General features: G+C 53.3%; 25 protein-coding genes. 16 read left to right on the top strand and 9 right to left on the bottom strand.

Translation table 11 applies throughout. The features are described 5' to 3' along the window. Positions 1-119: 119 nt before the first annotated feature. Positions 120-686, bottom strand: a complete 567-nt coding sequence (locus tag ACOZIO_RS22160) for a DcrB family lipoprotein (RefSeq protein WP_129955192.1) — start codon at positions 684-686, stop codon at positions 120-122. Between the two features lie 125 nt (positions 687-811). Continuing rightward, positions 812-1483 (bottom strand): 7-cyano-7-deazaguanine/7-aminomethyl-7-deazaguanine transporter, encoded by a 672-nt coding sequence (locus ACOZIO_RS22155; RefSeq protein ID WP_258452797.1) that lies wholly within the window; start codon positions 1481-1483, stop codon positions 812-814. Positions 1484-1710: 227 nt separating this feature from the next. Here ACOZIO_RS22155 and tusA point away from each other — a divergent pair, with 227 nt between their 5' ends. Continuing rightward, positions 1711-1971 carry a sulfurtransferase TusA gene (tusA, locus tag ACOZIO_RS22150; protein ID WP_129992154.1) on the top strand — a complete coding sequence of 87 codons (261 nt, stop codon included), beginning with the start codon at positions 1711-1713 and terminating at the stop codon, positions 1969-1971. Positions 1972-1989: 18 nt separating this feature from the next. Here tusA and ACOZIO_RS22145 read toward each other — a convergent pair whose 3' ends face one another. From ACOZIO_RS22145 to rsmD, 4 genes are all read right to left on the bottom strand, one after another. After that, positions 1990-4344 (bottom strand): zinc/cadmium/mercury/lead-transporting ATPase, encoded by a 2355-nt coding sequence (locus ACOZIO_RS22145; protein ID WP_421595728.1) that lies wholly within the window; start codon positions 4342-4344, stop codon positions 1990-1992. A gap of 114 nt (positions 4345-4458) precedes the next feature. After that, on the bottom strand, positions 4459-5085 hold the full coding sequence (locus ACOZIO_RS22140; RefSeq protein WP_129992156.1) for a lysoplasmalogenase: 627 nt from the start codon (positions 5083-5085) through the stop codon (positions 4459-4461). Positions 5086-5295: 210 nt separating this feature from the next. Next, positions 5296-5574 carry a DUF1145 family protein gene (locus ACOZIO_RS22135; RefSeq protein ID WP_421595727.1) on the bottom strand — a complete coding sequence of 93 codons (279 nt, stop codon included), beginning with the start codon at positions 5572-5574 and terminating at the stop codon, positions 5296-5298. Position 5575: 1 nt separating this feature from the next. Next, complete coding sequence (gene rsmD / locus ACOZIO_RS22130; protein WP_129955186.1) at positions 5576-6187, bottom strand: 16S rRNA (guanine(966)-N(2))-methyltransferase; 612 nt, start codon at positions 6185-6187, stop codon at positions 5576-5578. Between the two features lie 226 nt (positions 6188-6413). Between rsmD and ftsY the strand changes: the two genes are divergently transcribed. From ftsY to rpoH, 4 genes are all read left to right on the top strand, one after another. Next, complete coding sequence (gene ftsY, locus ACOZIO_RS22125; RefSeq protein ID WP_129992158.1) at positions 6414-7877, top strand: signal recognition particle-docking protein FtsY; 1464 nt, start codon at positions 6414-6416, stop codon at positions 7875-7877. A 5-nt stretch (positions 7878-7882) separates the two neighbouring features. Beyond that, positions 7883-8545, top strand: coding sequence for a cell division ATP-binding protein FtsE (gene ftsE / locus ACOZIO_RS22120; protein ID WP_013577472.1), 663 nt, complete (start codon positions 7883-7885; stop codon positions 8543-8545). Next, entirely contained in the window at positions 8545-9525 is a 981-nt protein-coding gene (gene ftsX / locus ACOZIO_RS22115) for a permease-like cell division protein FtsX (protein ID WP_129955184.1), read from the top strand. Before ftsE ends, ftsX begins: the two co-directional genes overlap by 1 nt. Before the next feature lie 317 nt (positions 9526-9842). Beyond that, entirely contained in the window at positions 9843-10700 is an 858-nt protein-coding gene (gene rpoH, locus ACOZIO_RS22110) for an RNA polymerase sigma factor RpoH (RefSeq protein ID WP_015699086.1), read from the top strand. Positions 10701-10779: 79 nt separating this feature from the next. Here the strand turns inward: rpoH and panM are convergent, their stop codons facing one another. Beyond that, positions 10780-11160 (bottom strand): aspartate 1-decarboxylase autocleavage activator PanM, encoded by a 381-nt coding sequence (gene panM / locus ACOZIO_RS22105; RefSeq protein WP_421595726.1) that lies wholly within the window; start codon positions 11158-11160, stop codon positions 10780-10782. A 403-nt stretch (positions 11161-11563) separates the two neighbouring features. On the opposite strand from panM, the gene ACOZIO_RS22100 reads away from it, so the two are divergent. From ACOZIO_RS22100 to ACOZIO_RS22075, 6 genes are all read left to right on the top strand, one after another. Continuing rightward, positions 11564-12676: a branched-chain amino acid ABC transporter substrate-binding protein gene (locus tag ACOZIO_RS22100; protein WP_129955182.1), complete on the top strand. Its 1113-nt coding sequence runs from the start codon at positions 11564-11566 to the stop codon at positions 12674-12676. Positions 12677-12908: 232 nt separating this feature from the next. Then, the gene (gene livH / locus ACOZIO_RS22095; RefSeq protein ID WP_013577467.1) at positions 12909-13835 is read left to right on the top strand and encodes a high-affinity branched-chain amino acid ABC transporter permease LivH; all 927 of its coding nucleotides are present in this window, start codon (positions 12909-12911) and stop codon (positions 13833-13835) included. Further along, on the top strand, positions 13832-15121 hold the full coding sequence (locus ACOZIO_RS22090) for a high-affinity branched-chain amino acid ABC transporter permease LivM (protein ID WP_129955181.1): 1290 nt from the start codon (positions 13832-13834) through the stop codon (positions 15119-15121). The genes livH and ACOZIO_RS22090 overlap by 4 nt, the downstream gene beginning before the upstream one ends. Then, the gene (livG, locus tag ACOZIO_RS22085) at positions 15118-15888 is read left to right on the top strand and encodes a high-affinity branched-chain amino acid ABC transporter ATP-binding protein LivG (RefSeq protein ID WP_013577465.1); all 771 of its coding nucleotides are present in this window, start codon (positions 15118-15120) and stop codon (positions 15886-15888) included. The genes ACOZIO_RS22090 and livG overlap by 4 nt, the downstream gene beginning before the upstream one ends. A 27-nt stretch (positions 15889-15915) precedes the next feature. Further along, positions 15916-16617 (top strand): high-affinity branched-chain amino acid ABC transporter ATP-binding protein LivF, encoded by a 702-nt coding sequence (livF, locus tag ACOZIO_RS22080; protein WP_015699082.1) that lies wholly within the window; start codon positions 15916-15918, stop codon positions 16615-16617. A 131-nt stretch (positions 16618-16748) separates the two neighbouring features. Beyond that, positions 16749-17936, top strand: coding sequence for a PLP-dependent aminotransferase family protein (locus ACOZIO_RS22075; protein ID WP_129992161.1), 1188 nt, complete (start codon positions 16749-16751; stop codon positions 17934-17936). A gap of 59 nt (positions 17937-17995) precedes the next feature. Here the strand turns inward: ACOZIO_RS22075 and ACOZIO_RS22070 are convergent, their stop codons facing one another. Next, a complete protein-coding gene (locus ACOZIO_RS22070) occupies positions 17996-19075 on the bottom strand; it encodes a hypothetical protein (RefSeq protein ID WP_129955179.1) in 1080 nt (359 codons plus the stop codon). 305 nt (positions 19076-19380) lie between these two features. On the opposite strand from ACOZIO_RS22070, the gene ugpB reads away from it, so the two are divergent. The 5 genes from ugpB to ugpQ all read left to right on the top strand — a co-directional run bounded on the left by ugpB (position 19381) and on the right by ugpQ (position 24387). Then, a complete protein-coding gene (gene ugpB / locus ACOZIO_RS22065) occupies positions 19381-20694 on the top strand; it encodes a sn-glycerol-3-phosphate ABC transporter substrate-binding protein UgpB (RefSeq protein WP_129955178.1) in 1314 nt (437 codons plus the stop codon). A 140-nt stretch (positions 20695-20834) separates the two neighbouring features. Then, positions 20835-21722, top strand: coding sequence for a sn-glycerol-3-phosphate ABC transporter permease UgpA (gene ugpA / locus ACOZIO_RS22060; protein WP_129955177.1), 888 nt, complete (start codon positions 20835-20837; stop codon positions 21720-21722). Further along, positions 21719-22564 (top strand): sn-glycerol-3-phosphate ABC transporter permease UgpE, encoded by an 846-nt coding sequence (gene ugpE, locus ACOZIO_RS22055; RefSeq protein ID WP_129955176.1) that lies wholly within the window; start codon positions 21719-21721, stop codon positions 22562-22564. Before ugpA ends, ugpE begins: the two co-directional genes overlap by 4 nt. A 6-nt stretch (positions 22565-22570) precedes the next feature. Next, positions 22571-23644 carry a sn-glycerol-3-phosphate import ATP-binding protein UgpC gene (locus ACOZIO_RS22050; protein WP_129992162.1) on the top strand — a complete coding sequence of 358 codons (1074 nt, stop codon included), beginning with the start codon at positions 22571-22573 and terminating at the stop codon, positions 23642-23644. Between the two features lie 2 nt (positions 23645-23646). Next, positions 23647-24387: a glycerophosphodiester phosphodiesterase gene (gene ugpQ / locus ACOZIO_RS22045; RefSeq protein WP_129992163.1), complete on the top strand. Its 741-nt coding sequence runs from the start codon at positions 23647-23649 to the stop codon at positions 24385-24387. A 56-nt stretch (positions 24388-24443) separates the two neighbouring features. Here the strand turns inward: ugpQ and ACOZIO_RS22040 are convergent, their stop codons facing one another. Next, positions 24444-24746: a DUF2756 domain-containing protein gene (locus ACOZIO_RS22040; RefSeq protein WP_015699075.1), complete on the bottom strand. Its 303-nt coding sequence runs from the start codon at positions 24744-24746 to the stop codon at positions 24444-24446. Positions 24747-24857 lie beyond the last annotated feature (111 nt).

The following is a 24857-nucleotide window of genomic DNA, read 5'->3' as shown; positions in this document are numbered from 1 at the left end:
ATTTATGACGGAAATGTTACATTTTTATTACAGTCGGGCGGGGTTGTGAGATTGGGTAACAGCACAAAGCAAAAAAGGCGGAGCCTGAGCCCCGCCTGATATTTCCATCACCTCTGAATTTATTGAATTTTCAGGGTACTGATAATGGCTTCTGCATCGGTTTGTGCCTGCTGCTGATTATCCGCAGGCAGGGTAATTTGCAGGGTCAGCAAATGGCTGTCGACCTTGCCCAAAACGATAGACGAATAGGCTTTCTGACCGGCAGAAGTGATCACGCTGTCGTATTGCTGCAACGTCTGGCCGTTCACCTGAATAGATTTATTAGTGACGACCTGCAGATTGGTATCACGCGCTTTTTGCTGATCCTGTAAACGACCCGCCAGAACGTCCAGTGATTCGGGGGTGTTATCTCCCAAAATGACGATCACTGCTTTCTGGCCGGTACTGTCTGCATACACGTGCATATTATTGGCCTGAGTACCCAGCTTACCACTCTGATCGCTCATCCCCTGCGGCAGGGAGAAGGTGACTTTGCCATCCAGCAGGCTGACTGGTGTGGTCGCCGCCGTCGCTGCGGCCGCCGGTGCACCTTTATCTGTGGCCGGTGCATCGGTCGACTTACCGTCACACGCAGCCAGACCGGCGATCAGTACTGCCATTCCCATCATTTTCGCGATATTACGCATCGGGCTTCCTTAAGTGGCCTGTTCACCAGGCTTACATGTTGACTTAACAGCCTTTATGGCAACCTATTCAGGCCACAAATGCAAGTCAGATTATGGCGCGATTTGTGTCTTACCGGCGACCGGGTTTAATGCGCGCTGACGGCAGAATGCGGAGTGTTTCCCTTTGCTGACAAACGTTTAAGCAGCATGTTGAGCAGCATGCCGTACATCGGCAGGAAGAACACCAGACAGATCAGGACCTTGAACGTGTAATCCACCATCGCGATTTCTACCCAGTGCTGAGCCATAAAGGCATCGCTGCTTTTGTAGAAGGCGATGAAGAAGAAGGACAGCGTGTCGCTGATATTGCCGAGGAACATTGAGGCGACCGGCGCTATCCACCAGCGGCGGTTCTGGCGCAGGCGGTTAAACACGTGAACATCGAGAATTTGCCCCAGCACATACGCCATAAAACTGGCGGTGGCGATACGGGCAACCATAATATTCAGGCTGTTGAGCGCTCCCATGCCCTGCCATTGCGCTTCAAAGAATAACGCTGAGATGACATAGGAAATGGCCAGTGCAGGCACCATCACGGACAGAATAATCCGTCGTGCCAGCGGTGCACCAAAGATGCGGACAGTCAGATCGGTGGCCAGAAAAATAAACGGAAAAGTGAACGCGCCCCAGGTGGTATGAAAACCAAAGATGGAAACGGGCAGCTGAACCAGATAGTTACTTGAGGTGATGATGGCAATGTGGAATAGCGAAAGCCATATCAGCGCGGAGAACCGCTGCTGAGCAGTAAAGGAGTACATATATGTGACCTTTTTAGTTGATTGGGGTGAGGGAACCCAAATACCCTGCATTCTTGAAACCGCAGGGGCGTTAGCTGTTTGCGGCGCGCATAGTAACTGTTTGCGCACCGTTTGCGCAACAGGGCCGGCGGTTAATTTTAGCGCAATGAGCCCTGTCTGTTGCGTGTGAAATCCAGCGGGTTAAACTATGGGGCTTTGCCGCGCCCAAAGAAGTGTAGAGAAACGAAATGACCGATCCCTTTATCAATCCCGACCATCAGCTTGATGCGCTGGGTTTGCGCTGTCCGGAACCTGTGATGATGGTTCGCAAAGTGGTACGCACCATGAAAGATGGCGAAACACTGCTGATTATCGCCGATGATCCGGCAACGACCCGCGATATTCCCGGTTTCTGCCGTTTTATGGAACACACGTTATTAGCATCTGATACCGATAATCAGCCGTATCGTTATTTACTGTGCAAAGGGTTGAGGGAAAAACAGGGCTGATGGCTCAGCCCGTGTGGTTTATTTCGATTTATTGCGCAACAGCCGCAGCGCATTGGCGGTCACCAGCGCTGTTGCACCGGAGTCCGCCAGCACTGCCAGCCACAATCCGGTCAGACCCATCAGCGTGGTCACCAGGAAAATCGCTTTCAGCCCCAGCGCTATCGTAATGTTCTGGCGGATATTCGCCCGCGTGGCGCGTGAAAGACTGATCATCTGCGCCAGTCCGCTCAGGCGGTTGTGCGTCAGCGCGGCATCCGCCGTTTCCAGCGCGACATCCGTCCCACTTCCCATCGCAATACCGATTGTCGCCGCTTTCATGGCAGGCGCATCGTTAATCCCGTCACCGACCATCGCCACCGGTTTCTGTGCGTTCAGCGCAGTGACCGCCGAAACTTTATCCGCAGGCAGCAGACCCGCACGAAAATCAATGCCCAGGCGGTCCGCGATGGTTTTTGCCGCGCGCGGATTATCGCCGGTCAGCATGACGGCGGACACGCCCAGTGCTTTGAGTTTCTGCAATGCGTCGGCCGCGTCATCACGCAGACGATCCTGCATGGCGATCAGCCCGATCGCATTCCCTTCCTGTAATACCACGACGACGGTTTTTCCTGTGGATTCCCAGTCAGCAATTTGCACAAAGGTTTCCGGCGTCAGGCCGTTTGGCGTGACACTTTTCGGGGCCAGCACCTGAATTTTACGGCCTGCGACCACACCCTCGACGCCGGCACCGGCCAGGGCCCGGCGATCCTGCGCCGTGAGCGGTAGCGGATTACTGGTTTTTGCACGGGCCAGAATCGCCTGCGCCAGCGGGTGATGCGAACCTTCTTCCACCGCAGATGCCAGACTTAATACCTCGCCTTCGCTGGCGCCGTTCAGCGGTAAAATCTTCGTGATTTCAGGTTTGCCTTCAGTCAGCGTACCGGTTTTATCCAGCGCAACGGTTTGAATCAGCGCCAGTTGCTCAAGCGCTGCACCCCCTTTAATTAATGCGCCCTGACGCGTGGCTGCTGCCAGTCCGGACGTAATGGCGGCAGGTGTTGAAATCACCAGCGCACACGGGCAGCCAATCAGCAGCAGCGTCAGCCCGCGGTAAATCCAGGTCTCCCACGACAGCCCCATTGCCAGCGGGGGAACGATAATCACCAGCAACGACATCAGCATAATGACCGGTGTGTAATAGCGGCTGAAGGTATCAAGGAAACGCTCGATTGGCGCCCGGCGTTCATCGGCTTCTTCAATCAGTTGCAGGATGCGGTCGATGGCGCTGCTGCCCGGTGCGGAAGCCACTTCGAGGCGTGCCAGCCGGTCAACACACAGGCTGCCCGCCGGTACTTTTTCACCGGGCAGATGATCTACAGGCACTGATTCACCGGTCAGCGCGCTTTCGTCGAAACTGGCGGCGCTTTGTAAAACGGCGTCGGCAGGCAGGCGTGCACCTGCCGCGATTTCAATGATATCGCCGGGACGCAAACGGGTGACCGGCACGGTTTCCGATTGACCATTCACAATACGGACGGCGGTATCCGGGATCAGCGCCATCAGCGCTTTTACCCCGCTGCGTGCACGGCCAGATGCAAAAGCCTCCAGGCGTTCACCCACCATAAATAGCAGCAGAACCATGGCCGCCTCTGCCGTAGCCCCGATAAACAGTGCACCGAGCGCGGCGATACTCATCAGCGTTTCGATGGCGAATGGCGAACCGGCCCGGGTCTGGCGAATCGCCTGTCGCAGTACCGGCCATAGCCCGACCAGCGTCGTGGCGATAAACGCGATTTTGCCAGCCTGCGGATTGATATGGTCGAGAATCCAGCTCAGCAACATTAGCGCCGACAGGGCGATCAGAGGCAGCGCTTCCTGGAAACGGGAAGGTTCAGCGGCAGGTTTACTGTGTGGCTTGTCGAGCGATTGCAGGGTAAAACCTGCGGCGGTGACGGCATTCTGTACGTTCCGGGTGATATCAAAACCGGCATCAATCACCAGCTTTTCGGTGGCGAACAAGACTTTGGCGCGGTTGATGCCATGAATGCCGGAAACCGCTTTTTCAATTTTCCGGGCACAGGCCGGGCAATCCATGCCTTCCACCTTCCAGCTGTATTGCCGACTGCCGGAAAGCGGTGCTCCGGGGTCATCTTCACCCGGCGAGCCTTCAGTGCCGCTGCCGTCTGATGTGTGTGAGTGCTCACTTGTTTTTGGCGCACAGCAACTGTCTGTCGTGGCGCAGGCAGAAACCGCCAGCGTGGCTTTTTCGCTACAGCAACCTGCCGGATGGGTGCCCGGCTGTGCAATAGCGCCGATTTTGTTGATACGCAGTGCAGGCGCACGTTTGCCCTGACATCCGCAGCTACAGCCGTTGTTTTTTTGCAGTGGGATCATAAAGCCTCCGGTTCGGAACCGAGTGGAATGACTCCCAGTGTAAACCCTGGAGTCAGCTCTAAGGTCAACAAGTATTTTATCAGCGGAACCAGAACGGTTCCGCGGCGGGATATTTTACAGGTATAGCGACCGGACGATCAGGAAGTGCCCGCCAAAATAACAGGCGGCAACCAGCGCGTCAGCGGCGCGGAAGGTAAAGCGGTAACGGCTGACCAGCCAGAGAATATTTCCCAGTAGTAACAGCGCCGCGCCGCAGAATAACGAAAACGCCATGTCGGTGCTGCGTGCGAAATACTGTTCGCCCGCCAGCCAGACCATCAGCAGGGTCATGGCGATGTAAGTGGTCACTGGCCATCGCAGTTCAGCCAGCCGCGTCCAGATCACGGCAAGAAGTATTGCACCGAGGATCAGCAACGTCAGCGGTAGCGGCCAGAAGAAAGTGATGGTCATCTGGCTGGCAAAACTCAGCGTATACAGCAGATGCGACAGGAAGAACGCACCGATGGCATACATAAAGCGTTCTTCAGGCAACAGTAACAGGCCGTCAGCCACCAGCGTCGCCGCCAGACCCAGCAGGATCAGATAGCTGTAAACGTTGAGTGTCGGTGCCTGCCAGGCAAGTAAAAGGAGCAATAACAGGGTGACGGGTTTAAAGACCCAGCGCTGCCAGCGCGGGCCGCGATAGCTGGCATCAACGAATAACCAGCCGGAGAAAAATACAGCGAGGAATGGCCAACTCATTGTTTATCCTTTTATATTTCAGCACAGAACATAAAAACCGATGTCAGGGTCTGCCTTCAGAAAAACACATCCTGTTTTCCCGGACTTGCTTTCAGTGTAGGAGAGAGAGCATGGCGGCGACAATCAGAAATCCCCGTAACGGCAGGTCTGATGCATGTGGGTTCAGGATGAGAGGAATTTACGGCGCAGGGCGCGCCGTAAAAGCGGGGATTACTTTTTAGCTGGCAGCGGCGGCTGTTTTTTCTGCCACGCCATCAGTTCGAAGACGCCGAACAGGAAGATGCGGGTTTGCAGCCACGGGCCGATGGTGTCTTTTTCCTTGCCCTGCGTGGCTTTAAGCAGCATTACCTGCAAACCATGCATGAAGAACATGAACACAATCGCCACGTCCAGAAAGTATTTGATCGGCTTCGGGAACGGGTGGATCAGGTTAAACGCCAGAAACCCCCAAATACATAACATCAACAACCGACCAATATTGATCAACATCTTACTGCTCCTGTTCTGGTGAGCCGGTTTCAGGCGTCACATCGCGATGGTAGAGGCGATAAGCAACTTGTCCGGCGACTTTCTCACGGTGTAACCGCCAACTGGCAGGCACATCCAGAGTGTCATGTTCGGCTTCTGTTTCGACATAAATCCAGGCTTCGTCAGCCAGCCACTGGTTGTGCTCCAGCAGGTTCAGGGTGTCTTGCAGAATGCCTTTGCGGAAAGGCGGATCGAGGAAAACCACGTCAAAAGCATTTCCGGCTTTTGCCAGCCAGTTCAATGTATTGACGTTAAATACTTTCGCATCACCGGCGTTTAGCAGCGCCAGGTTTTTCTCTAACTGTTGTGCAACCGGGCGTTCAAACTCCAGCAGTGTTGCGCTGGCTGCATAGCGGGACAAGGCCTCCAGACCGAGTGCGCCACTGCCTGCAAAGCAGTCCAGACAATGCGCACCCTGCAAAACCGGCGCCAGCCAGTTGAACAGCGTTTCACGTACGCGATCGGTGGTCGGTCGCAACCCCGGGCTGTGGGGAACCGGAAGTTTGCGTCCGCGCCATTGTCCGCCAATAATTCGGATCTGGCCTGCGGCGGGCGTGTTGGTTTTTTTTGCCATAGTTCGCTTGTGTCATCCAAAGCCGTCAGGCTTCGTTACTTATCGTTTGGAGGGCTATTCTACCGGTGTGCGGGCAATGGGCAAATGTTTAACATTGTCGATTGAAAAACCAGCGGAATTCAATACGCGGGCGTGTTGCCTGCAGGGGAAAGTGATAGACTGCCTGACCATAACCCTATTAATAATCCGTTCGCCAGTCATTAACGGCGAGGAGTGACGTTGTAAAATGGCAAAAGATAAAAAACGCGGTTTCTTCTCCTGGTTCGGTCGTGGCCGTCAGGAAGAAGAGCAGCAGAAGGAAGAAACACGCGACGCACAGTCCGTTGTCGAAGAACAACCGGCGTCCGTGCCTGAGCATGAAGAGTCAGCCGTTGCTGAAGAACCGGGTGTTCCGGTTGAACGTGAGCCAGTTGTTGAACCAGAACCGGAAGTCGGACCCGCGCCGGAAATCGAACCGGAACCTGAAATTGAGCCTGAGCCGCTGACAGAGCCGGAAGCTGAACCGGAACCGGTTCGCGAACAGGCCTCGGCTGAACTGGCACAAGAAATTGTTCACATCACCGAACAGGTTGCCGCGCAGCCTGAGGTTGTTGAAGAAAAAGTCATTGAAGATGAGTTTGTTGAATCGGCAGAAGAGATTGCGGAAGACCAGCGTCAGGATACCCTTGATTCTGTTGACGATAACGCGGCGGTAGACGAACCGCTGCCTGTGGCGCTGGATCCTATCGTCGTCCTGCCTGCCGGTGAAACTGAACAGGAACGCCCGACTAAAGAAGGTTTCTTCGCCCGTCTTAAACGCAGCCTGGTCAAAACGAAGCAGAATCTGGGCTCCGGTTTTGTCAGCCTGTTCCGTGGTAAGAAAATCGATGACGATCTGTTTGAGGAGCTGGAAGAACAGCTGCTGATTGCCGACGTTGGCGTCGAAACTACCCGTAAAATCATCACTTCACTGACTGAACATGCCTCGCGTAAGCAACTGAAAGACGCCGATGCGCTGTACGGCAAGCTGAAGGAAGAAATGTCCGAAATACTGGCAAAAGTTGACGAGCCACTGGATGTCAGCGGCAAAACCCCGTATGTCATTCTGATGGTGGGTGTGAACGGTGTCGGTAAAACCACCACCATCGGTAAAATGGCGCGCCAGTTTGAAGCACAGGGTAAATCTGTGATGCTGGCGGCAGGCGATACCTTCCGTGCGGCGGCCGTTGAGCAGTTGCAAGTCTGGGGTCAGCGTAACAAGATCCCGGTGATTGCGCAGCATACCGGTGCCGATTCCGCCTCCGTCATTTTCGATGCCATTCAGGCGGCGAAAGCCCGCAATATCGACGTACTGATCGCCGATACCGCAGGCCGTTTGCAAAACAAAGCGCACCTGATGGAAGAACTGAAGAAAATCGTCCGGGTGATGAAGAAACTCGACGAAGATGCACCGCATGAAGTTATGCTGACGCTCGACGCCAGCACCGGCCAGAACGCGGTCAGTCAGGCCAAATTATTCAACGAAGCCGTCGGACTGACCGGAATAACGCTGACTAAACTGGATGGCACCGCAAAAGGCGGCGTGATCTTTGCCATCGCTGATCAGTTCAGCATTCCGATCCGCTACATTGGTGTCGGTGAAGGTATCGAAGATTTAAGGCCTTTTAAGGCAGACGATTTTATTGAGGCACTTTTTGCCCGAGAGGATTAATACGGATGATTCGCTTTGAACAGGTCAGTAAAGCTTATCTGGGCGGACGACAGGCGCTTCAGGGCGTCAACTTTCACATCCAGCAAGCGGAAATGGCATTTCTGACCGGACACTCTGGCGCGGGTAAAAGTACCCTGCTGAAGCTGATTTGCGGTATTGAGCGACCGAGTGCCGGACATATTTTGTTTGGCGGTCATGACATCAGCCGCCTGAAATCCAGTGAAGTGCCGTTTCTGCGTCGCCAGATCGGCATGATTTTTCAGGATCACCATTTGCTGATGGACCGTACGGTCTATGACAATGTGGCGATGCCGCTGATCATCTCCGGGGCCAGCAGTGAAGATATTCGTCGCCGCGTGTCGGCCGCACTGGATAAAGTCGGATTACTGGATAAAGCGAAGAACCTGCCGATCCAGCTTTCCGGTGGTGAACAACAGCGTGTGGGTATTGCCCGCGCAGTGGTGAACAAACCTGCAGTGCTGCTGGCGGATGAGCCGACCGGTAACCTTGACGGTGAACTATCAGAAGGTATTTTGCGCTTATTCGAAGAATTTAACCGTGTTGGTGTCACCGTGTTGATGGCGACGCATGATGTGGGTCTGATTGCCCGTCGTAATTACCGCACGCTGACGCTGAGTCAGGGGCGGATGTCGGGAGGGGTGTACTAATGGCAAACAGTCCGAACCCGGCGAAAACCGCAAAAAGCGCCCGTGCTGCGAAAAGCAAAGCATTACAGGGAGGCTGGCGCGAGCAGTGGCGCTATGCGTGGATGAATGCGCTGGCTGACATGTTGCGTCAGCCGCTGGCAACGCTGCTTACGGTGATGGTGATCGCTATTTCCCTGACGCTGCCGAGTGTCTGTTATCTGGTATGGAAGAACGTCAGTACGGCCGCAGAGCAGTGGTATCCGACGCCACAACTGACGGTGTATCTTGATAAAGCACTGGATGATGATGCCGCAGAAAACGTGGTGAAAACCCTGAAAACGGAAGCAGGGGTGGATAAAGTTAACTATCTGTCCCGCGAAGAAGCGATGGGTGAATTCCGCAACTGGTCAGGCTTTGGCGGCGCTATGGATATGCTGGAGCAAAACCCGTTGCCGGCCGTGGCTATCATCACGCCTAAAATGAATTTCCAGGACGCCGCAACACTCAACACCTTGCGCGACCGCGTGGCGGCTGTGCATGGCGTGGATGAAGTGCGTATGGATGACAGCTGGTTTGCCCGGCTCGCGGCGCTGACCGGTCTGGTCGGACAGATTGCGGCGATGATCGGCATCCTGATGGTGATTGCGGTCTTCCTCGTCATTGGTAACAGTGTGCGACTGAGTATCTTCAGCCGGCGCGACACCATCAACGTCATGAAGCTTATCGGTGCGACCGATGGCTTCATTTTGCGACCGTTCCTCAACGGTGGTGCGATGCTTGGTTTCACCGGCGCGTTGTTGTCACTGATCCTCTCGGAAGTCCTGGTACTGCGTCTTGAGAGCGTGGTGACGCAGGTTGCGCAAGTCTTCGGCACGACCTTTGACCTGCACGGTCTGGGCTGGGATGAAAGCCTGCTGCTGCTGATCGTTTCCGCGATGATTGGCTGGATTGCCGCCTGGCTGGCGACGGTTCAACATTTACGGCGATTTACACCACAGTAGTCAGAATTTGCTATAATGTCCCCCTGCTGCTCAGTCATTGTGTATCAGGGGGAAGCGGTTTCAGGCCAGTCAGCCACATCATTTTCCTGCTTCCCCTGCAATGGCACAAATTCACTATCCAATAGTCAGTCTGTCACTTACAGTCTTTAGACTGTTGAATCTGTCCGTGAACTTTATGTAAAATTCGTGGTCGTAGAGCAGCGAATATGAAGGGCTCGGCGTTGCTTTGTTGTCGCCTTTAAGGCCAGCAATGTCGCGGTATCATCCCGCAGCAACGTGGTATAAAACCTGCATTACGTCATACATGAGAGGCTTTAATGACCAAAGAAATGCGCACTTTAGCATTAGTACCCCAAGGTAGCCTGGAAGCCTATGTTCGGGCCGCCAATGCCTATCCTATGCTCACCGCAGAGGAAGAGCGGGCGCTGGCTGAACGGCTGCATTACAACGGTGATCTGGAAGCAGCGAAAGAGCTCATCCTGTCTCACCTGCGCTTTGTTGCTCACATTGCCCGCAACTATTCAGGCTACGGTTTGCCACAGGCAGACCTTATCCAGGAAGGTAACATTGGCCTGATGAAAGCGGTACGTCGCTTTAATCCGGAAGTCGGTGTGCGTCTGGTATCCTTTGCCGTGCATTGGATCAAAGCGGAAATTCACGAATATGTGCTGCGTAACTGGCGCATCGTGAAAGTCGCAACCACTAAAGCGCAGCGTAAGCTCTTCTTCAACCTGCGTAAAAACAAACAACGTCTGGGCTGGTTCAGTCACGACGAAGTCGAGCACGTCGCCCGCGAACTGGGTGTGACCAGTAAAGATGTGCTGGAGATGGAATCACGCATGGCCGCACAGGACATGACGTTTGACCCGACGCCGGATGATGAACCACGTGACGGCGCAGCGATGGCACCGATGCTCTATCTGCAAGATAAGAGTTCTGACTTTGCAGAAACCATCGAAGAAGATAACTGGGATCAGGACGCGACCGACAAACTTTCCTATGCGATGGAAGGTCTTGACGAACGCAGCCAGGATATCATCCGTGCACGTTGGTTAGACGACGATAACAAATCGACGCTGCAGGAACTGGCCGACAAATACGGTGTTTCCGCAGAACGTGTTCGTCAGCTTGAAAAGAACGCGATGAAGAAATTACGTATGGCGATCGAAGCCTGATCAACGTAGCGCAAAACGAAAAAAGCGACCTCCGGGTCGCTTTTTTTATGCCTCAAATTCAGCGATAACGCACCGTGCTTCAGGATTTTCTCCAGACGTCTTCTTCCCGCACAAAACCACATGCCTGCATAAAGACAGCGGTAACGGCGTCATCATCAGCCTTCATCGTCCAGCTCCTCACCTGTGGCAATTGCGCCTGTAAGTCCTCCATCAGATACAACCCGACACCACGACGGCGGGTGACGTCCCGTACCAACAGATCGTGAAGTTCACCCTGATTGCCGTTGAGCGTGATTTTGACTGCGCCCAGAATGCGTTCATTAAACACGGCCGCGAACAGCGCACGGTTATTTTGCAGGCTGGCTTGCCAGTCACTTTCAGTTTGCGCCGGCCAGATTTTGGCCAGATCGATCAGGTCCTGCGCGCTGAGTGACGTCAGTTTTTGGATAGTTAATTTCATGATGCGGAAGGTCAGAAAATGGGAACGCCAGTGTAGCGGATCCTTCTAAAAATCGGGCGTAACTTTTTTTGTACAGTAACAGCGTGAAAACTTTTTTAGAGATCCGAGTATAAGCGATAAATGTTGGCTTTAATCAATAATGCCAGCGTTAACGACTGATTGTCTGAAACGGAACCGATTTTCCATCCAAATAAAATTCTGTTTACACCTCATATTTCTGATTGTGCCATTTGATTTGCAGAAGAAAATTCCTGTTTAATGTTATGAATTATAAAGTCTTATTCGAAAATAAGACGAAATAAGCCGGTAACTCGTTATTACTTATACTAAATTTCCTAAGTGATGATGTTTTGAACAGGCAACAAAGAGCAAACCACAACACACACATGAACGGGGTAATCGGATGAAAGTAACAAAGGGTAAGATCTGGCTGGCAGGGTGTATCGCATTAGCAATGAGTCAGGCGGCGTTCGCAAAAGACATCAAAGTTGCCATCGTGGGTGCTATGTCAGGTCCGGTTGCCCAGTACGGTGACATGGAATTTACGGGGGCAAAACAGGCGATCGCTGACATCAACGCCAAAGGCGGAGTGAAGGGCGATAAACTGGTTGGCGTGGAATATGACGATGCCTGTGACCCTAAACAAGCTGTTGCCGTGGCCAACAAAGTGATTAACGACGGTATCCGTTATGTTATCGGCCACCTGTGTTCTTCTTCCACTCAGCCTGCCTCGGACATCTATGAAGATGAAGGCGTGCTGATGATCACTCCGGCGGCGACCAACGCTGACCTGACCACCCGTGGTTATAAAATGGTGATGCGCACCACTGGTCTGGATTCCGATCAGGGTCCGACCGCAGCGAAATATATCCTCGATACCATCAAACCAAAACGCATCGCTGTTGTGCATGATAAACAGCAATACGGCGAAGGTCTGGCCCGTTCCGTACAGGACGCGCTGAAAAAAGGTGGCGGTAACGTTGTTCTTTTTGAAGGCGTAACCGCAGGCGACAAAGATTTCTCCACACTGGTGGCGCGTCTGAAAAAAGAAAACGTCGATTTCGTTTATTTCGGCGGTTATTACCCGGAAATGGGTCAGATCCTGCGTCAGTCAAAACAAGCCGGTCTGGCAGCGAAATTTATGGGCCCGGAAGGCGTGGGCAACTCTTCATTGTCTAACATCGCGGGTGATGCCTCTGAAGGCATGCTGGTGACATTGCCAAAACGCTATGATCAGGTTCCGGCCAACCAGCCAATCGTTGATGCGCTGAAAGCCAAGAAACTGGATCCAACCGGTCCGTTCGTCTGGACGACTTACGCCGCATTGCAGGCGCTGACGACCGGTATGGAACGTAGTGGCAGTATGGAACCGGCTGATATCGCCAAAAATCTGAAATCAGCGTCAGTGGATACCGTAATGGGCCCGCTGAGCTGGGATGATAAAGGTGACCTGAAAGGATTCGAATTCGGTATCTTCGAGTGGCATAAAGACGGCACGTCTACCCCAATCAAATAAATGCCGGGCATCCTTCGCGCCGCCTCTGCGTTGGCCGCCTTCATTCACCCCGGTCACTTACCTGTGTAAGCTCCCGGGGATTCATTCAGTTGCCGCCTTGATGCAACACGAATGATTTTGGGCATTATGTTTCAGAACAGCGCATTACTCTGCCCGGCGTCTATTGTTATAAGAGGCGCCGGGTTGCAGTCTCAGCACAAGTTATCAAACCCTTGATTAATAAGGATAGGGTATGTCAGAGCAGTTCCTCTATTTCATTCAGCAGATGTTCAACGGTGTCACGTTGGGCAGCACTTATGCGCTGATTGCCATTGGTTACACCATGGTTTACGGCATTATCGGCATGATTAACTTCGCCCACGGCGAGGTGTATATGATCGGCAGTTATGTCTCCTTTATCGTTATCGCTGCCCTGATGATGATGGGTATCGATGCCAGCTGGTTGCTGATCGGTGCCGGTTTCATCGCGGCGATTGTAATTTCCAGTGCGTATGGCTGGAGTATTGAACGCGTGGCATATAAGCCGGTGCGTAACTCCAAGCGTCTGATTGCACTGATTTCTGCCATCGGGATGTCTATTTTTCTGCAAAACTACGTCAGCCTGACCCAGGGCTCACGCGATCTTGCCTTACCGAGTCTGGTTACCGGCCAGTGGAAACTGGGAGAGACCAACGGCTTTGCGGCGACCATCAGCACCATGCAGCTGATTATCTGGGTCGTCACGTTTGTTGCGATGCTGGCGTTGACGTTGTTCATCCGTTATTCACGCATGGGCCGCGCCTGCCGTGCCTGCGCAGAAGATCTCAAAATGGCCAGCCTGCTGGGCATCAGCACGGACCGCGTAATTTCGCTGACCTTCGTCATTGGTGCATTAATGGCGGCCGTGGCGGGCGTTCTGCTCGGTCAGTTTTACGGTGTCATTAATCCGTATATTGGCTTTATGGCCGGGATGAAAGCCTTCACCGCAGCGGTGCTGGGAGGGATCGGCAGTATTCCGGGCGCGATGATCGGCGGCCTGATTTTAGGCGTGGCCGAAGCGCTGACCTCGGCGTATCTGAGCACTGAATACAAAGACGTGGTCTCCTTCGCGCTGCTGATCGTGGTGTTGCTGGTGCTGCCGACCGGTATTCTTGGTCGCCCGGAGGTTGAGAAAGTATGAAGCGCCTGAATCTGTTAAATGCGCTGGTCTCGGCATTCGTCCTGCTGGTGCTGGCGGCGTTCATTATGGGATTGCAGCTGAGTCTCGACGGCACAAAACTGGTGGTCAACGGGGCCGGTGAAGTGCGCTGGACGTGGATTGCCATCGGTTGTGTGATCGTCTTCGTGTTCCAGTTGTTCCGCCCGATGGTTAGTAGCAGCCTGAAAAAAGTCTCGGGTCCGGGCTGGGTTTTGCCAAGCTTTGATGGCTCAACGCCAAAACAAAAACTGCTGGCGCTGGTGCTGATTATCGCCGCCATCGCCTGGCCGTTTATCGTCTCGCGCGGCACAGTGGATATCGCCACGCTGACCCTGATCTACATCATGCTGGGCCTCGGTCTCAATGTTGTGGTCGGGCTGTCCGGTCTGCTGGTGCTGGGCTACGGCGGCTTTTACGCCATTGGTGCTTACACGTACGCATTGCTCAACCATTATTATGGCATCGGTTTCTGGGAAGCCTTACCGCTGGCCGGTCTGGTGTCTGCGGCATTCGGTTTCCTGCTCGGATTCCCGGTTTTGCGGCTGCGCGGTGACTATCTGGCGATCGTCACGTTGGGTTTCGGCGAAATTGTCCGTATCCTGCTGCTCAATAATACCGAACTGACCGGCGGGCCGAACGGCATCAGCCAGATCCCGAAACCGACGCTGTTCGGGCTGGAATTCAGCCGTACGCCGCGCGACGGCGGCTGGGATACCTTCAGTAACTTCTTTCATGTCACGTATGACCCGAGTGATCGCATCATCTTCCTGTACATGGTGGCGCTGCTGCTGGTGATCGCAACCTTGTTCATTATCAACCGTTTGCTGCGTATGCCGCTGGGTCGTGCATGGGAAGCACTGCGTGAAGATGAAATTGCCTGCCGCTCACTGGGCCTGAACCCGACCCGCATCAAATTGACCGCATTCACCATCAGCGCTGCGTTTGCCGGTTTTGCCGGTACGCTGTTTGCGGCACGTCAGGGCTTTGTCAGCCCGGAATCCTTCACTTTTGCGGAATCTGCGTTCGTGCTGGCTATCGTGGTGCTCGGCGGGATGGGCTCGCAGTTTGCGGTTATCCTGGCGGCGATTCTGCTGGTGGTATCCCGTGAGCTGATGCGTGATCTCAATGAATACAGCATGTTACTGCTCGGTGCGTTGATGGTGCTGATGATGATCTGGCGTCCGCAGGGCTTGCTGCCGATGAAGCGACCGCAACTGAAACTGAAACTGTCTAAGCAACAAATCGCGGATCAGGGGGAAAAGGCATGAGTACGCAACCTCTGTTAGCGGTTGAAGGGCTGATGATGCGTTTTGGCGGCCTGCTGGCGGTCAACAACGTGGCGCTGAACCTTAATCAGGGTGAAATTGTTTCCCTGATCGGCCCCAACGGTGCCGGTAAAACCACGGTATTTAACTGCCTGACCGGTTTCTATAAACCAAGCGGCGGCACCATTAAGTTACGTGATCAACATCTTGAAGGATTGCCGGGGCAGAAAATTGCCCGCATGGGCGTGGTGCGAACTTTCCAGCACGTACGCCTGTTCCGTGAAATGACCGTGATCGAAAACCTGCTGGTCGCCCAGCATCAGCACCTGAAAAGCGGTGTACTGGCTGGCCTGTTCAAAACGCCGGGTTTTCGCCGTGCTGAAGCCGATGCACTGGATCGTGCTGCTGACTGGCTGGAGCGCGTCGGATTGCTCGAACTGGCAAACCGCCAGGCGGGTAATCTGGCTTACGGCCAGCAACGCCGGCTGGAAATTGTCCGCTGCATGGTAACGCGTCCGGAAATCCTGATGCTCGACGAACCGGCTGCCGGCCTGAACCCGCGTGAAACTGAAGAGCTGAACCAGCTGATTGCTGAACTGCGTAACCAGCACAACGTGTCGGTGCTGCTGATTGAGCACGACATGAAACTGGTCATGGGCATTTCTGACCGCATCTACGTGGTGAATCAGGGAACGCCGCTGGCGCAAGGCACACCGGCTGAAATTCGTAATAATCCTGACGTGATCCGCGCCTATTTAGGCGAAGGTTAATGGGCGAAGTCTAAGGGACAGAACAAGATGTTGTCATTTAATCAGGTATCCGCCCATTACGGCAAAATTCAGGCGCTGCATGAAGTCAGCCTGAACATTAATAAAGGGGAAATCGTCACGCTGATCGGCGCAAACGGTGCCGGTAAAACCACGCTGCTCGGCAGTTTATGTGGCGAACCGCGTGCGACGAACGGCTCGATTATTTTCGAAGGGAAAGACATCACACAGTGGCAGACCGCCAAAATCATGCGCGGCGATATCGCGATTGTGCCGGAAGGTCGCCGCGTATTCTCCCGTATGACGGTGGAAGAAAACCTGGCGATGGGCGGTTTCTTTGCCACACGCGATCAGTATCAGGAGCGGCTGGAGCGTGTGTTTACGTTGTTCCCGCGCCTGAAAGAGCGTCGTGTGCAGCGTTCAGGCACCATGTCCGGCGGTGAGCAACAGATGCTGGCGATTGGCCGTGCGCTGATGAGTCAGCCACGCTTGCTGTTGCTCGATGAACCGTCGCTGGGGCTGGCACCTATCATCATCCAGCAGATTTTCGACACTATCCAGCAGTTGCGCGAAGAAGGCATGACCATCTTCCTGGTTGAGCAAAACGCCAATCAGGCGCTGAAACTGGCCGATCGCGGCTATGTGCTGGAAAACGGTCATGTGGTGCTGGAAGACACCGGTGCGGCATTGCTGGCGAACGAAGCAGTGCGTGCGGCTTATCTCGGTGCATAAACTGGCTTCGGATTTTAAAAAACTGTGTTAAATCTGACAAACCGCACGGCAAGCGCTTTGCGGTTTTTATTTTGTCTATAAATTAACATCTCTTACATTCGTATAACTTTGCATACCATCAGGAACATGTCATGAACACAGAAGGTTTACTCGCCGCCCGTATGGTCAGGCTTAAAAGTTCGGCCATCCGGGAATTGCTGAAACACAGCAAGATGGAAGGCGTTATTTCGCTGGCGGGTGGTATTCCTTCTTCGGCGCTTTTTGATTTCGACGGTCTGCGTGAGGCGACGCAACTGGCCATCACTGAACAGCCGGAGCATGCTTTTCAGTATGGGCTGACTGAAGGCAGTTATACGCTGCGTGAGCGTATTGCCGAGCTTTGTCAGGAACGCGGTGTGGTGGCCAGTCCGGATGATATTGTGGTCACTGCCGGCTCCCAGCAGGCGCTGGATCTGGTGATGCGCGCCGTGGTAAACCCGGATGACGTTTTCGTGGTCGAGCGCCCGACCTATCTGGCAGCCTTACAGACGCTGGAACTGGCGGAGGCCAGACTGTTATCCGTCGGTTCTGACGGCGATGGCATGATTGTTGATGAGCTGGCACAACTGCTGAAGACGCAGAAAATCAAAGGTGTATATCTTGTCCCGACATTCGGTAACCCGAGCGGCGTGACCCTGAGTCGTGCCCGTCGCGAACAGCTGGTAAAACTGGCGGCACAGCACGAATTTCTGATTGTGGAAGATGACCCGTACGGCGAACTGCGTTTCACTGAAGAACGCCAGCCGACGCTTTTCGAGCTGTCGAAGGCGCTGTACGGTAACGCGGATAACATCATCTACACTTCGACATTTTCTAAAATCCTGGCACCGGGCCTGCGTCTGGGCTGGGTCATTATGCCCGACTGGCTACTGCACAAAGTTGCCATCATCAAGCAGGCGGCGGATCTGCATGCCAGCGCGTTGTCGCAGACGATTGCCGAATATTATCTCGGCCTGGGCCGTCTGCCGAAGCAGATCGAAACCATCCGTACGGCCTATAAAAAGAAATGTCAGGTTATGGCCGAACTGCTGGAACGCGAACTGGGAGACGTACTGACGTTTGAATATCCGAAAGGCGGCATGTTCCTGTGGGCACGCTTCCGCGAACCGCGTAATTGTGCTGACTGGATGAAAAAGACGCTGGCGCAGGGTGTGGTATTTGTACCGGGCGAATTCTTCTATGCCGATAACCCGGATCACTCGACGTTCCGTTTGTCGTTCGCTACCGCGACTGAAGAGCAAATGCATGAGGCGGTTGCCCGCCTCAAACGCGCATTGTAATTTTCCTTCGCTTGTCTGTCAGCAGGTACCTTTTTGTGCCCGGTACCTGCCGGCAGGCATTACATGTCGGATGGATAAACTTTACACGGTTTTATATTTTTCGTTCCCTTTTTCCCGCCATTTAACAGCACTTCTTCCGCGTCAAAAAATTCCTGAATATGATCGCTAATGACCGGACAGGCAGCAACACCCTGGAGCAGGGCACCATGCTGCTTTAGCCAGAATAAAATGCGCACAAAACTGGCCGCATTCGGGCGGTAATGGCCGCTTTTACAAGTAATCCCGACCAAAATTCCATTATTTACCGCTATTTCACCGGCAGCCTGTACTGGCGCGCCGCTCAGGAAGCTCGAGTGGTGGAAAATATCCACCCTATGATCGTTAGCGTAAAGGCTATTATTGGGCGCCATCACAAATATGGCCCATCCCTCGCCAGCAGTATTGGTGCTCATATTACCCGTGTGAAACCGTTCACCGCGTGAATTATAAATGATGCCATTGTTGATATAAATTTTTTTATCTTCACGCTGTGCGCTGTCTAAATAAGTGACGCCCATTTGCAGTCTGCGTAGTAATTCTTCTCCCTTTTTATTATCAAACATATCCGGAATATAAAATTCACGCAGCCAGTCCAAAAAACTCAATGGGCTTGAGGACGTCTTCCAGATTGATAACGGGTCTTTACTATAAGCAATGGCCCTTGCTAAAGGAAAATGGCCGGGTATTAATGCTTCCTGCCAGTAATCTTGATGTAAACGGTGATGTGTTTTGCCCGTTATTCCCACCACAAAAGGTTTTACTGCCGCCCTGACTTTAGCCCAACCCCGAAGTCCGTGGCCTGAGCTATCGCCGGTCACGAGTTGAAGAGTGAGGGCCTTAGCGCGTTTAAGAGCCTGATCATGAAGTATCATGACCGCCGCAGCGCGATGGTTTGCAGGCTTACGGTGATAATATTTCTGACAGGCATCACAAATCATTAGCAGCAGATTGGCTTCTAAATCGGGCGTTTCTAACGTAATGATTTTGTAATGTTGTAAGAGCGTATCAATATGAGCCAGATAAACATTGGCCCTTCTGTGAAACAATCCCAGATTGGATTGCTTTTTAAATTCCTCTATCGTCCATATTTTATCTGGCATATGTTCTTATCTTCCATTTTTCTTAATTTCACCTTGTATTTGTATGTTATTTAAGGGGTTGTAAATGAGGTGGGTGGTAGATTTTTCTGAGTGCATGATAATTTTAGTGGCTGTTCAAGTCGAATTCATTATGAATTAAGCAATGCCCTACAAAGCTTTATTTAACATCGCTGTCATATTACTGTCATTGATTTTATGTTTTTCTGTCATTTTTCCATGTCATGTTAGCTCCCGAATAAAAACGTTTCTTAATATCCATTATTTCTCTGCACTTGTTCTACACCAGCAGAATTCAGGAGACAGGCATGTTCATCAACCTCAAAAAAACGGTCATTGGCACCGCGCTGGCGCTGGCTTTCAGCGCCAATGCTTTTGCTGTGACAGAAATTCCTTTCTGGCACTCTATGGATGGCGAGTTAGGCAAAGAAGTGAACTCGCTGGCCGACCGTTTTAACCAGACGCACCCTGATGTCAAAATTGTGCCTGTCTATAAAGGCAAATACGACGAAAGCCTGGCGGCTGGGATTGCAGCGTACCGAACCGGTAATGCGCCTGCGATTCTGCAGGTTTACGAAGTGGGCACCGCGACCATGATGGCCAGCAAAGCCATCAAACCGGTTTACGAAGTGTTCAGTGATGCAGGGATTAAAGAAGACGTTTCCCAGTTTGTGCCGACTGTTTCGGGTTATTACTCCGATTCCAAAGGCCGCCTGCTGTCCCAGCCTTTCAACAGCTCCACGCCGGTGCTGTATTACAACAAAGACGCTTTTAAGAAAGCCGGTCTTAATCCGGATCAGCCGCCAAAAACCTGGCAGGATATGGCGGTGTACACCGAGAAATTACGTGAAGCTGGCATGAAATGTGGCTACGCCAGTGGCTGGCAGGGTTGGATCCAAATCGAGAACTTCAGCGCCTGGCATGGTCTGCCGATCGCTACCAAAAATAATGGCTTCGATGGCACGGATGCTGTTTTGGAATTCAACAAACCAGAGCAAATCAAACATATTCAGATGCTGGAAGACATGAACAAAAAAGGTGATTTCACCTATTTTGGTCGTAAGGATGAATCCACCGCCAAGTTCTATAACGGCGATTGCGCAATGACCACCGCCTCTTCCGGTTCCCTGGCTGACATCCGTCAGTATTCTAAATTCAGCTATGGCGTAGGCATGATGCCTTACGACGCAGACATCAAAGGCGCCCCACAAAACGCCATCATCGGTGGTGCAAGCCTGTGGGTAATGAACGGCAAAGACAAAAATACCTACAAAGGCGTTGCCGAATTCCTGCAATTCCTGACCACACCTGAAATTGCTGCCGAATGGCATCAGAAAACCGGTTATCTGCCGGTGACCACCGCCGCGTATGAACTGACCAAAAAAGAGGGCTTCTACGACAAGAACCCGGGTTCTGACGTTGCTACCCGCCAGATGCTGAACAAGCCGCCATTGCCGTTCACCAAGGGTCTGCGTCTGGGCAACATGCCTCAGATCCGCACCATCGTGGATGAAGAACTGGAAAGCGTATGGAGTGGTAAGAAAACTGCCAAAGAAGCATTAGATACTGCGGTACAGCGCGGGAATTTGTTACTCCGTCGCTTCGAAGCTTCTACTAAGTAATCCAGTTTTGCTCCCTCCCCAGCGAAGGGGAGGGTTGGTGGGGTATTAAAGACAGCTTAGTCGTTTGCAAAACCCTCTCCCAACCTCCCCTTCGCAGGGGGAGGAGCTAAACCCGCCATCGCATCAACGAGTACACCATCATGAGTTCACACCGTCCCGGTTTTGGTTGCAGCTGGCTGCCCTACGCGCTGGTATTGCCACAGCTGCTGATCACCGCGATATTTTTCCTGTGGCCTGCAGGTCAGGCGCTGTGGTATTCGGTTCAGACGCTGGATCCGTTCGGCTTATCCAGTACGTTTGCCGGTCTGACTAACTTCATACAGCTGTTTCAGGACCCGTACTATCTCGATTCGTTTTATACCACGTTGAAATTCAGCTTTATGGTGGCGTTTATCGGGCTGGCCGTTTCGCTGTTTTTCGCGGCGCTGGTCGATCACGTTGTACGCGGCAGCCGGATTTATCAGACGCTGATGATCCTGCCATACGCCGTTGCGCCTGCCGTGGCCGCCGTATTGTGGATGTTCCTGTTCAGCCCCGGCCTCGGTCTGATCACCCATTTCTTAGGCTCGATGGGCTATAACTGGAACCACGCGCAAAACAGCGGTCAGGCGATGTTTCTGGTGGTGCTGGCATCGGTCTGGAAGCAAATCAGTTACAACTTCCTGTTCTTCCTGGCGGCATTGCAGTCGATCCCCAAATCTCTGGTGGAGGCGGCGGCTATCGATGGTGCGGGTCCGGTTCGCCGGTTCTTCCATTTGGTGTTGCCGCTGATTTCGCCGGTCAGTTTCTTCCTGCTGGTGGTCAATCTGGTCTACGCCTTCTTTGATACCTTCCCGGTGATTGATGCCGCGACGGCCGGTGGCCCGGTACAGGCGACAACTACCCTGATTTACAAAGTGTATCGCGAAGGTTTCTCCGGTCTGGACTTGTCCAGTTCTGCCGCGCAGTCCGTGATTCTGATGTTGCTGGTTTGCGGCCTGACGTTCATTCAGTTCCGCTTTGTCGAGCGTAAGGTGCGTTACCAATGATTGAAAACCGCAGAGGGCTGGATATTTTCAGCCACATCATGCTGCTGCTCGGCGTGCTGGTGATCCTCTTTCCGCTGTATGTCGCGTTTGTGGCGGCATCTCTGGATAACAAACAAATTTTTGACGTGCCGATGACGCTGATCCCAGGCACGCATTTATGGGAAAACATCAGCATCATCTGGACGCAGGGCGCGGGCAACAGCAGTCCGGCATTCGGGCGGATGCTGTTCAACAGCTTCATCATGGCGATGGTGATCACCATCGGTAAGATTTCGGTATCCATGTTGTCGGCCTACGCGATTGTCTATTTTCGTTTTCCGCTGCGTAATCTGTTCTTCTGGCTGATTTTTATGACGCTGATGTTGCCGGTGGAAGTGCGTATTTTCCCGACCGTGCAGGTGATCGCCAATCTGCATATGCTCGACAGCTACACCGGACTGACGTTGCCGATGATGGCGTCTGCGACCGCGACCTTCCTGTTCCGTCAGTTCTTTATGACCTTGCCGGATGAGCTGCTGGAAGCGGCGCGTATCGACGGTGCTGGCGCGATGCGCTTCTTCTGGGACATCGTTTTGCCGCTGTCAAAAACCAACCTTGCAGCGCTGTTCGTCATCACCTTCATCTATGGCTGGAACCAGTATTTATGGCCGATCCTGATCACCAATGATGCCTCGATGGGCACGGCGGTGGCGGGGATTAAAAGCATGATTTCTTCCGGCGACGGCTCGACCCAATGGAATCAGGTGATGGCGGCCATGATCCTGACCTTATTGCCACCGCTGGCGGTGGTGCTCCTGATGCAGCGCTGGTTTGTGCGCGGCCTGGTAGACAGTGAGAAGTAAACTGAAATGGCAAATTTGAAATTACAGGCAGTGACCAAATCCTACGACGGCAAAAACCAGATTATCCAGAGCATTGACCTGGACGTCGCTGACGGCGAATTCATCGTGATGGTCGGTCCTTCCGGCTGCGGAAAATCCACCCTGCTGCGTATGGTTGCCGGGCTGGAGCGCACCACCTCCGGTGATATTTATATCAACGACCAGCGCGTCACCGAACTGGAACCGAAAGACCGCGGCATCGCGATGGTATTTCAGAACTACGCGCTGTATCCGCACATGACCGTGTTCGACAACATGGCATATGGCCTGAAAATTCGTGGCTTCGGCAAGGCGCAGATCCTCGACCGCGTCGAAGAGGCGGCGCGTATCCTGGAACTCGGCCCGCTGCTCAAACGCAAACCGCGTGAGCTTTCCGGTGGCCAGCGTCAGCGTGTGGCGATGGGCCGCGCTATCGTGCGTGAACCGGCGGTATTCCTGTTCGACGAACCGCTGTCCAACCTCGATGCCAAACTGCGGGTGCAGATGCGCCTCGAACTGCAACAGCTTCACCGCCGTCTGCGCACCACCAGTTTGTATGTCACGCACGATCAGGTCGAAGCCATGACGCTGGCTGAGCGTGTGATCGTGATGAACAAAGGCATTGCCGAACAAATCGGTACACCCTCCGAAGTTTACCGCCGACCGGCAAGTCTGTTTGTCGCCAGTTTTATCGGTTCGCCAGCCATGAATTTATTACCGGGCCAGCTGACTACGGATGGATTATCGCTGGTAATGGAAGGCGGATTTGAATTGCCGCTGCCGGTTCCGCGCCCTGAATGGGGCGGCCGTGAACTGACGGTGGGCATCCGTCCTGAACATATTCATCTGACTGATGATACTCAGAAGGGGATCCCGATGGTGCTGAATACGCTGGAACTGCTGGGCGCGGATAATCTGGCGCACGGCAAGCTGGCGGGCAGCGGCGTTGTTGTCCGTTTGTCGCATGAAGTGTTCCCGACAGCCGGATCGCTGTTGCGCTTGGATTTCCCGGCGAAAGCGTTACACTTTTTCGATACTCACAGCGGATTACGGATGGAATGAACATGAAAGCCTGGCCCTATCCACGTATTGTGGCACACCGCGGTGGTGGCGCACTGGCGCCGGAAAATACGCTGGCAGCCATCGACACAGGCGCAAAATACGGTCACACCATGATCGAATTTGACGCCAAACTGGCGCAGGGTGGAGAGATCTTCCTGCTGCATGACGATACGCTGCAACGTACCAGCAACGGCTGGGGTGTTGCGGGGGATTTGCCGTGGGAAAAACTGGCCCAGCTTGATGCGGGTGACTGGTACAGCGCCACATTTAAAGGCGAGAAATTGCCGCTGCTGGCGCAGGTAGCCGAACGCTGCGCATACCATCATATGATGGTAAATATCGAGATCAAACCGACCACCGGAACTGATGAGAAAACCGGCACTGACATCGCGCTGGCTGCCCGTGAATTGTGGAAAGATCAGGCCGTTCCGCCGCTGCTTTCCTCGTTTGAATTCGACGCGCTGGTGGCTGCCAAAAAAGCCGCACCGGAATTGCCTCGCGGCTTACTGATCGACGAATGGCACGAAAACTGGAAAGCACTGACCGGTGAACTGGAGTGCGTTTCCCTGCATCTTAACCATAAATTACTGAACGAAGAACGCGTCAGAGCGATTAAAGACGCCGGGTTGCGTATTCTGGTGTACACGGTGAATAGCCCGGAACGCGCCCGCGAATTACTGCGCTGGGGCGTGGACTGTATCTGTACGGATAAGATTGATGTGATCGGGCCCGATTTTGCCTAGAACCTGGTGTTAAAATCCGGCATCAGGCGTGGTGTTCACCACGCCTGAACTGCGGGTTAAGGCGTCTGGTTCAATTTCTGATTCAGCGTCTGATTATTCTGCTGGATCTGCAACCGTTGCTGATTGCTCTGGATTTGCGATTTCAGTTTGAGTTGCTGTTGCTGCTGGCTGTTACGTAAATCCTGCTCCTGCTGGCGTTTCTGCATCTGCTGATTGTTTTGCTGTTGCTGCTGCATGCGTTGTTGCGACGGATTGGTCAGCAGCGGATCGTTAGGATTCGGCACCTTTTCGGCGGCGCTGGCGGTCTGAACGGCAAACAGCAATGGCAGCGCGGCAAGCATTCCATACAAACATTTCATCAGGTCATCCTCCATTTCCGGTCATAGGTTAAGTGTATGCCATCCCGGCGGCAGGCGTGTGATTTGAGCGCACGATTCCCTCAAAGCGTGGTACGGCTCTCGTTTGCTCAA

This window comes from Rahnella sp. PD4 (assembly GCF_049199325.1).
GTDB lineage: Bacteria > Pseudomonadota > Gammaproteobacteria > Enterobacterales > Enterobacteriaceae > Rahnella > Rahnella perminowiae.
Note: the sequence above shows the minus strand (reverse complement) of the source record. Positions and strands in the feature narration are given on the sequence as shown.

Excerpts from the sequence above, each read along its gene's own strand:
- ACOZIO_RS22155 (WP_258452797.1), bottom strand. The coding sequence starts at position 1,483 with ATGTACTCCTTTACTGCTCAGCAGCGGTTCTCCGCGCTGATATGGCTT.
- ugpQ (WP_129992163.1), top strand. The coding sequence starts at position 23,647 with ATGAAAGCCTGGCCCTATCCACGTATTGTGGCACACCGCGGTGGTGGC.
- ACOZIO_RS22160 (WP_129955192.1), bottom strand. The coding sequence starts at position 686 with ATGCGTAATATCGCGAAAATGATGGGAATGGCAGTACTGATCGCCGGT.
- ftsE (WP_013577472.1), top strand. The coding sequence starts at position 7,883 with ATGATTCGCTTTGAACAGGTCAGTAAAGCTTATCTGGGCGGACGACAG.
- ACOZIO_RS22100 (WP_129955182.1), top strand. The coding sequence starts at position 11,564 with ATGAAAGTAACAAAGGGTAAGATCTGGCTGGCAGGGTGTATCGCATTA.
- livF (WP_015699082.1), top strand. The coding sequence starts at position 15,916 with ATGTTGTCATTTAATCAGGTATCCGCCCATTACGGCAAAATTCAGGCG.
- ACOZIO_RS22050 (WP_129992162.1), top strand. The coding sequence starts at position 22,571 with ATGGCAAATTTGAAATTACAGGCAGTGACCAAATCCTACGACGGCAAA.
- rsmD (WP_129955186.1), bottom strand. The coding sequence starts at position 6,187 with ATGGCAAAAAAAACCAACACGCCCGCCGCAGGCCAGATCCGAATTATT.
- ACOZIO_RS22075 (WP_129992161.1), top strand. The coding sequence starts at position 16,749 with ATGAACACAGAAGGTTTACTCGCCGCCCGTATGGTCAGGCTTAAAAGT.
- livH (WP_013577467.1), top strand. The coding sequence starts at position 12,909 with ATGTCAGAGCAGTTCCTCTATTTCATTCAGCAGATGTTCAACGGTGTC.
- ugpB (WP_129955178.1), top strand. The coding sequence starts at position 19,381 with ATGTTCATCAACCTCAAAAAAACGGTCATTGGCACCGCGCTGGCGCTG.
- ugpE (WP_129955176.1), top strand. The coding sequence starts at position 21,719 with ATGATTGAAAACCGCAGAGGGCTGGATATTTTCAGCCACATCATGCTG.
- ACOZIO_RS22135 (WP_421595727.1), bottom strand. The coding sequence starts at position 5,574 with ATGTTGATCAATATTGGTCGGTTGTTGATGTTATGTATTTGGGGGTTT.
- rpoH (WP_015699086.1), top strand. The coding sequence starts at position 9,843 with ATGACCAAAGAAATGCGCACTTTAGCATTAGTACCCCAAGGTAGCCTG.
- ugpA (WP_129955177.1), top strand. The coding sequence starts at position 20,835 with ATGAGTTCACACCGTCCCGGTTTTGGTTGCAGCTGGCTGCCCTACGCG.
- ACOZIO_RS22040 (WP_015699075.1), bottom strand. The coding sequence starts at position 24,746 with ATGAAATGTTTGTATGGAATGCTTGCCGCGCTGCCATTGCTGTTTGCC.
- livG (WP_013577465.1), top strand. The coding sequence starts at position 15,118 with ATGAGTACGCAACCTCTGTTAGCGGTTGAAGGGCTGATGATGCGTTTT.
- ACOZIO_RS22145 (WP_421595728.1), bottom strand. The coding sequence starts at position 4,344 with ATGATCCCACTGCAAAAAAACAACGGCTGTAGCTGCGGATGTCAGGGC.
- ftsX (WP_129955184.1), top strand. The coding sequence starts at position 8,545 with ATGGCAAACAGTCCGAACCCGGCGAAAACCGCAAAAAGCGCCCGTGCT.
- ACOZIO_RS22140 (WP_129992156.1), bottom strand. The coding sequence starts at position 5,085 with ATGAGTTGGCCATTCCTCGCTGTATTTTTCTCCGGCTGGTTATTCGTT.
- panM (WP_421595726.1), bottom strand. The coding sequence starts at position 11,160 with ATGAAATTAACTATCCAAAAACTGACGTCACTCAGCGCGCAGGACCTG.
- ACOZIO_RS22070 (WP_129955179.1), bottom strand. The coding sequence starts at position 19,075 with ATGCCAGATAAAATATGGACGATAGAGGAATTTAAAAAGCAATCCAAT.
- ACOZIO_RS22090 (WP_129955181.1), top strand. The coding sequence starts at position 13,832 with ATGAAGCGCCTGAATCTGTTAAATGCGCTGGTCTCGGCATTCGTCCTG.
- ftsY (WP_129992158.1), top strand. The coding sequence starts at position 6,414 with ATGGCAAAAGATAAAAAACGCGGTTTCTTCTCCTGGTTCGGTCGTGGC.
- tusA (WP_129992154.1), top strand. The coding sequence starts at position 1,711 with ATGACCGATCCCTTTATCAATCCCGACCATCAGCTTGATGCGCTGGGT.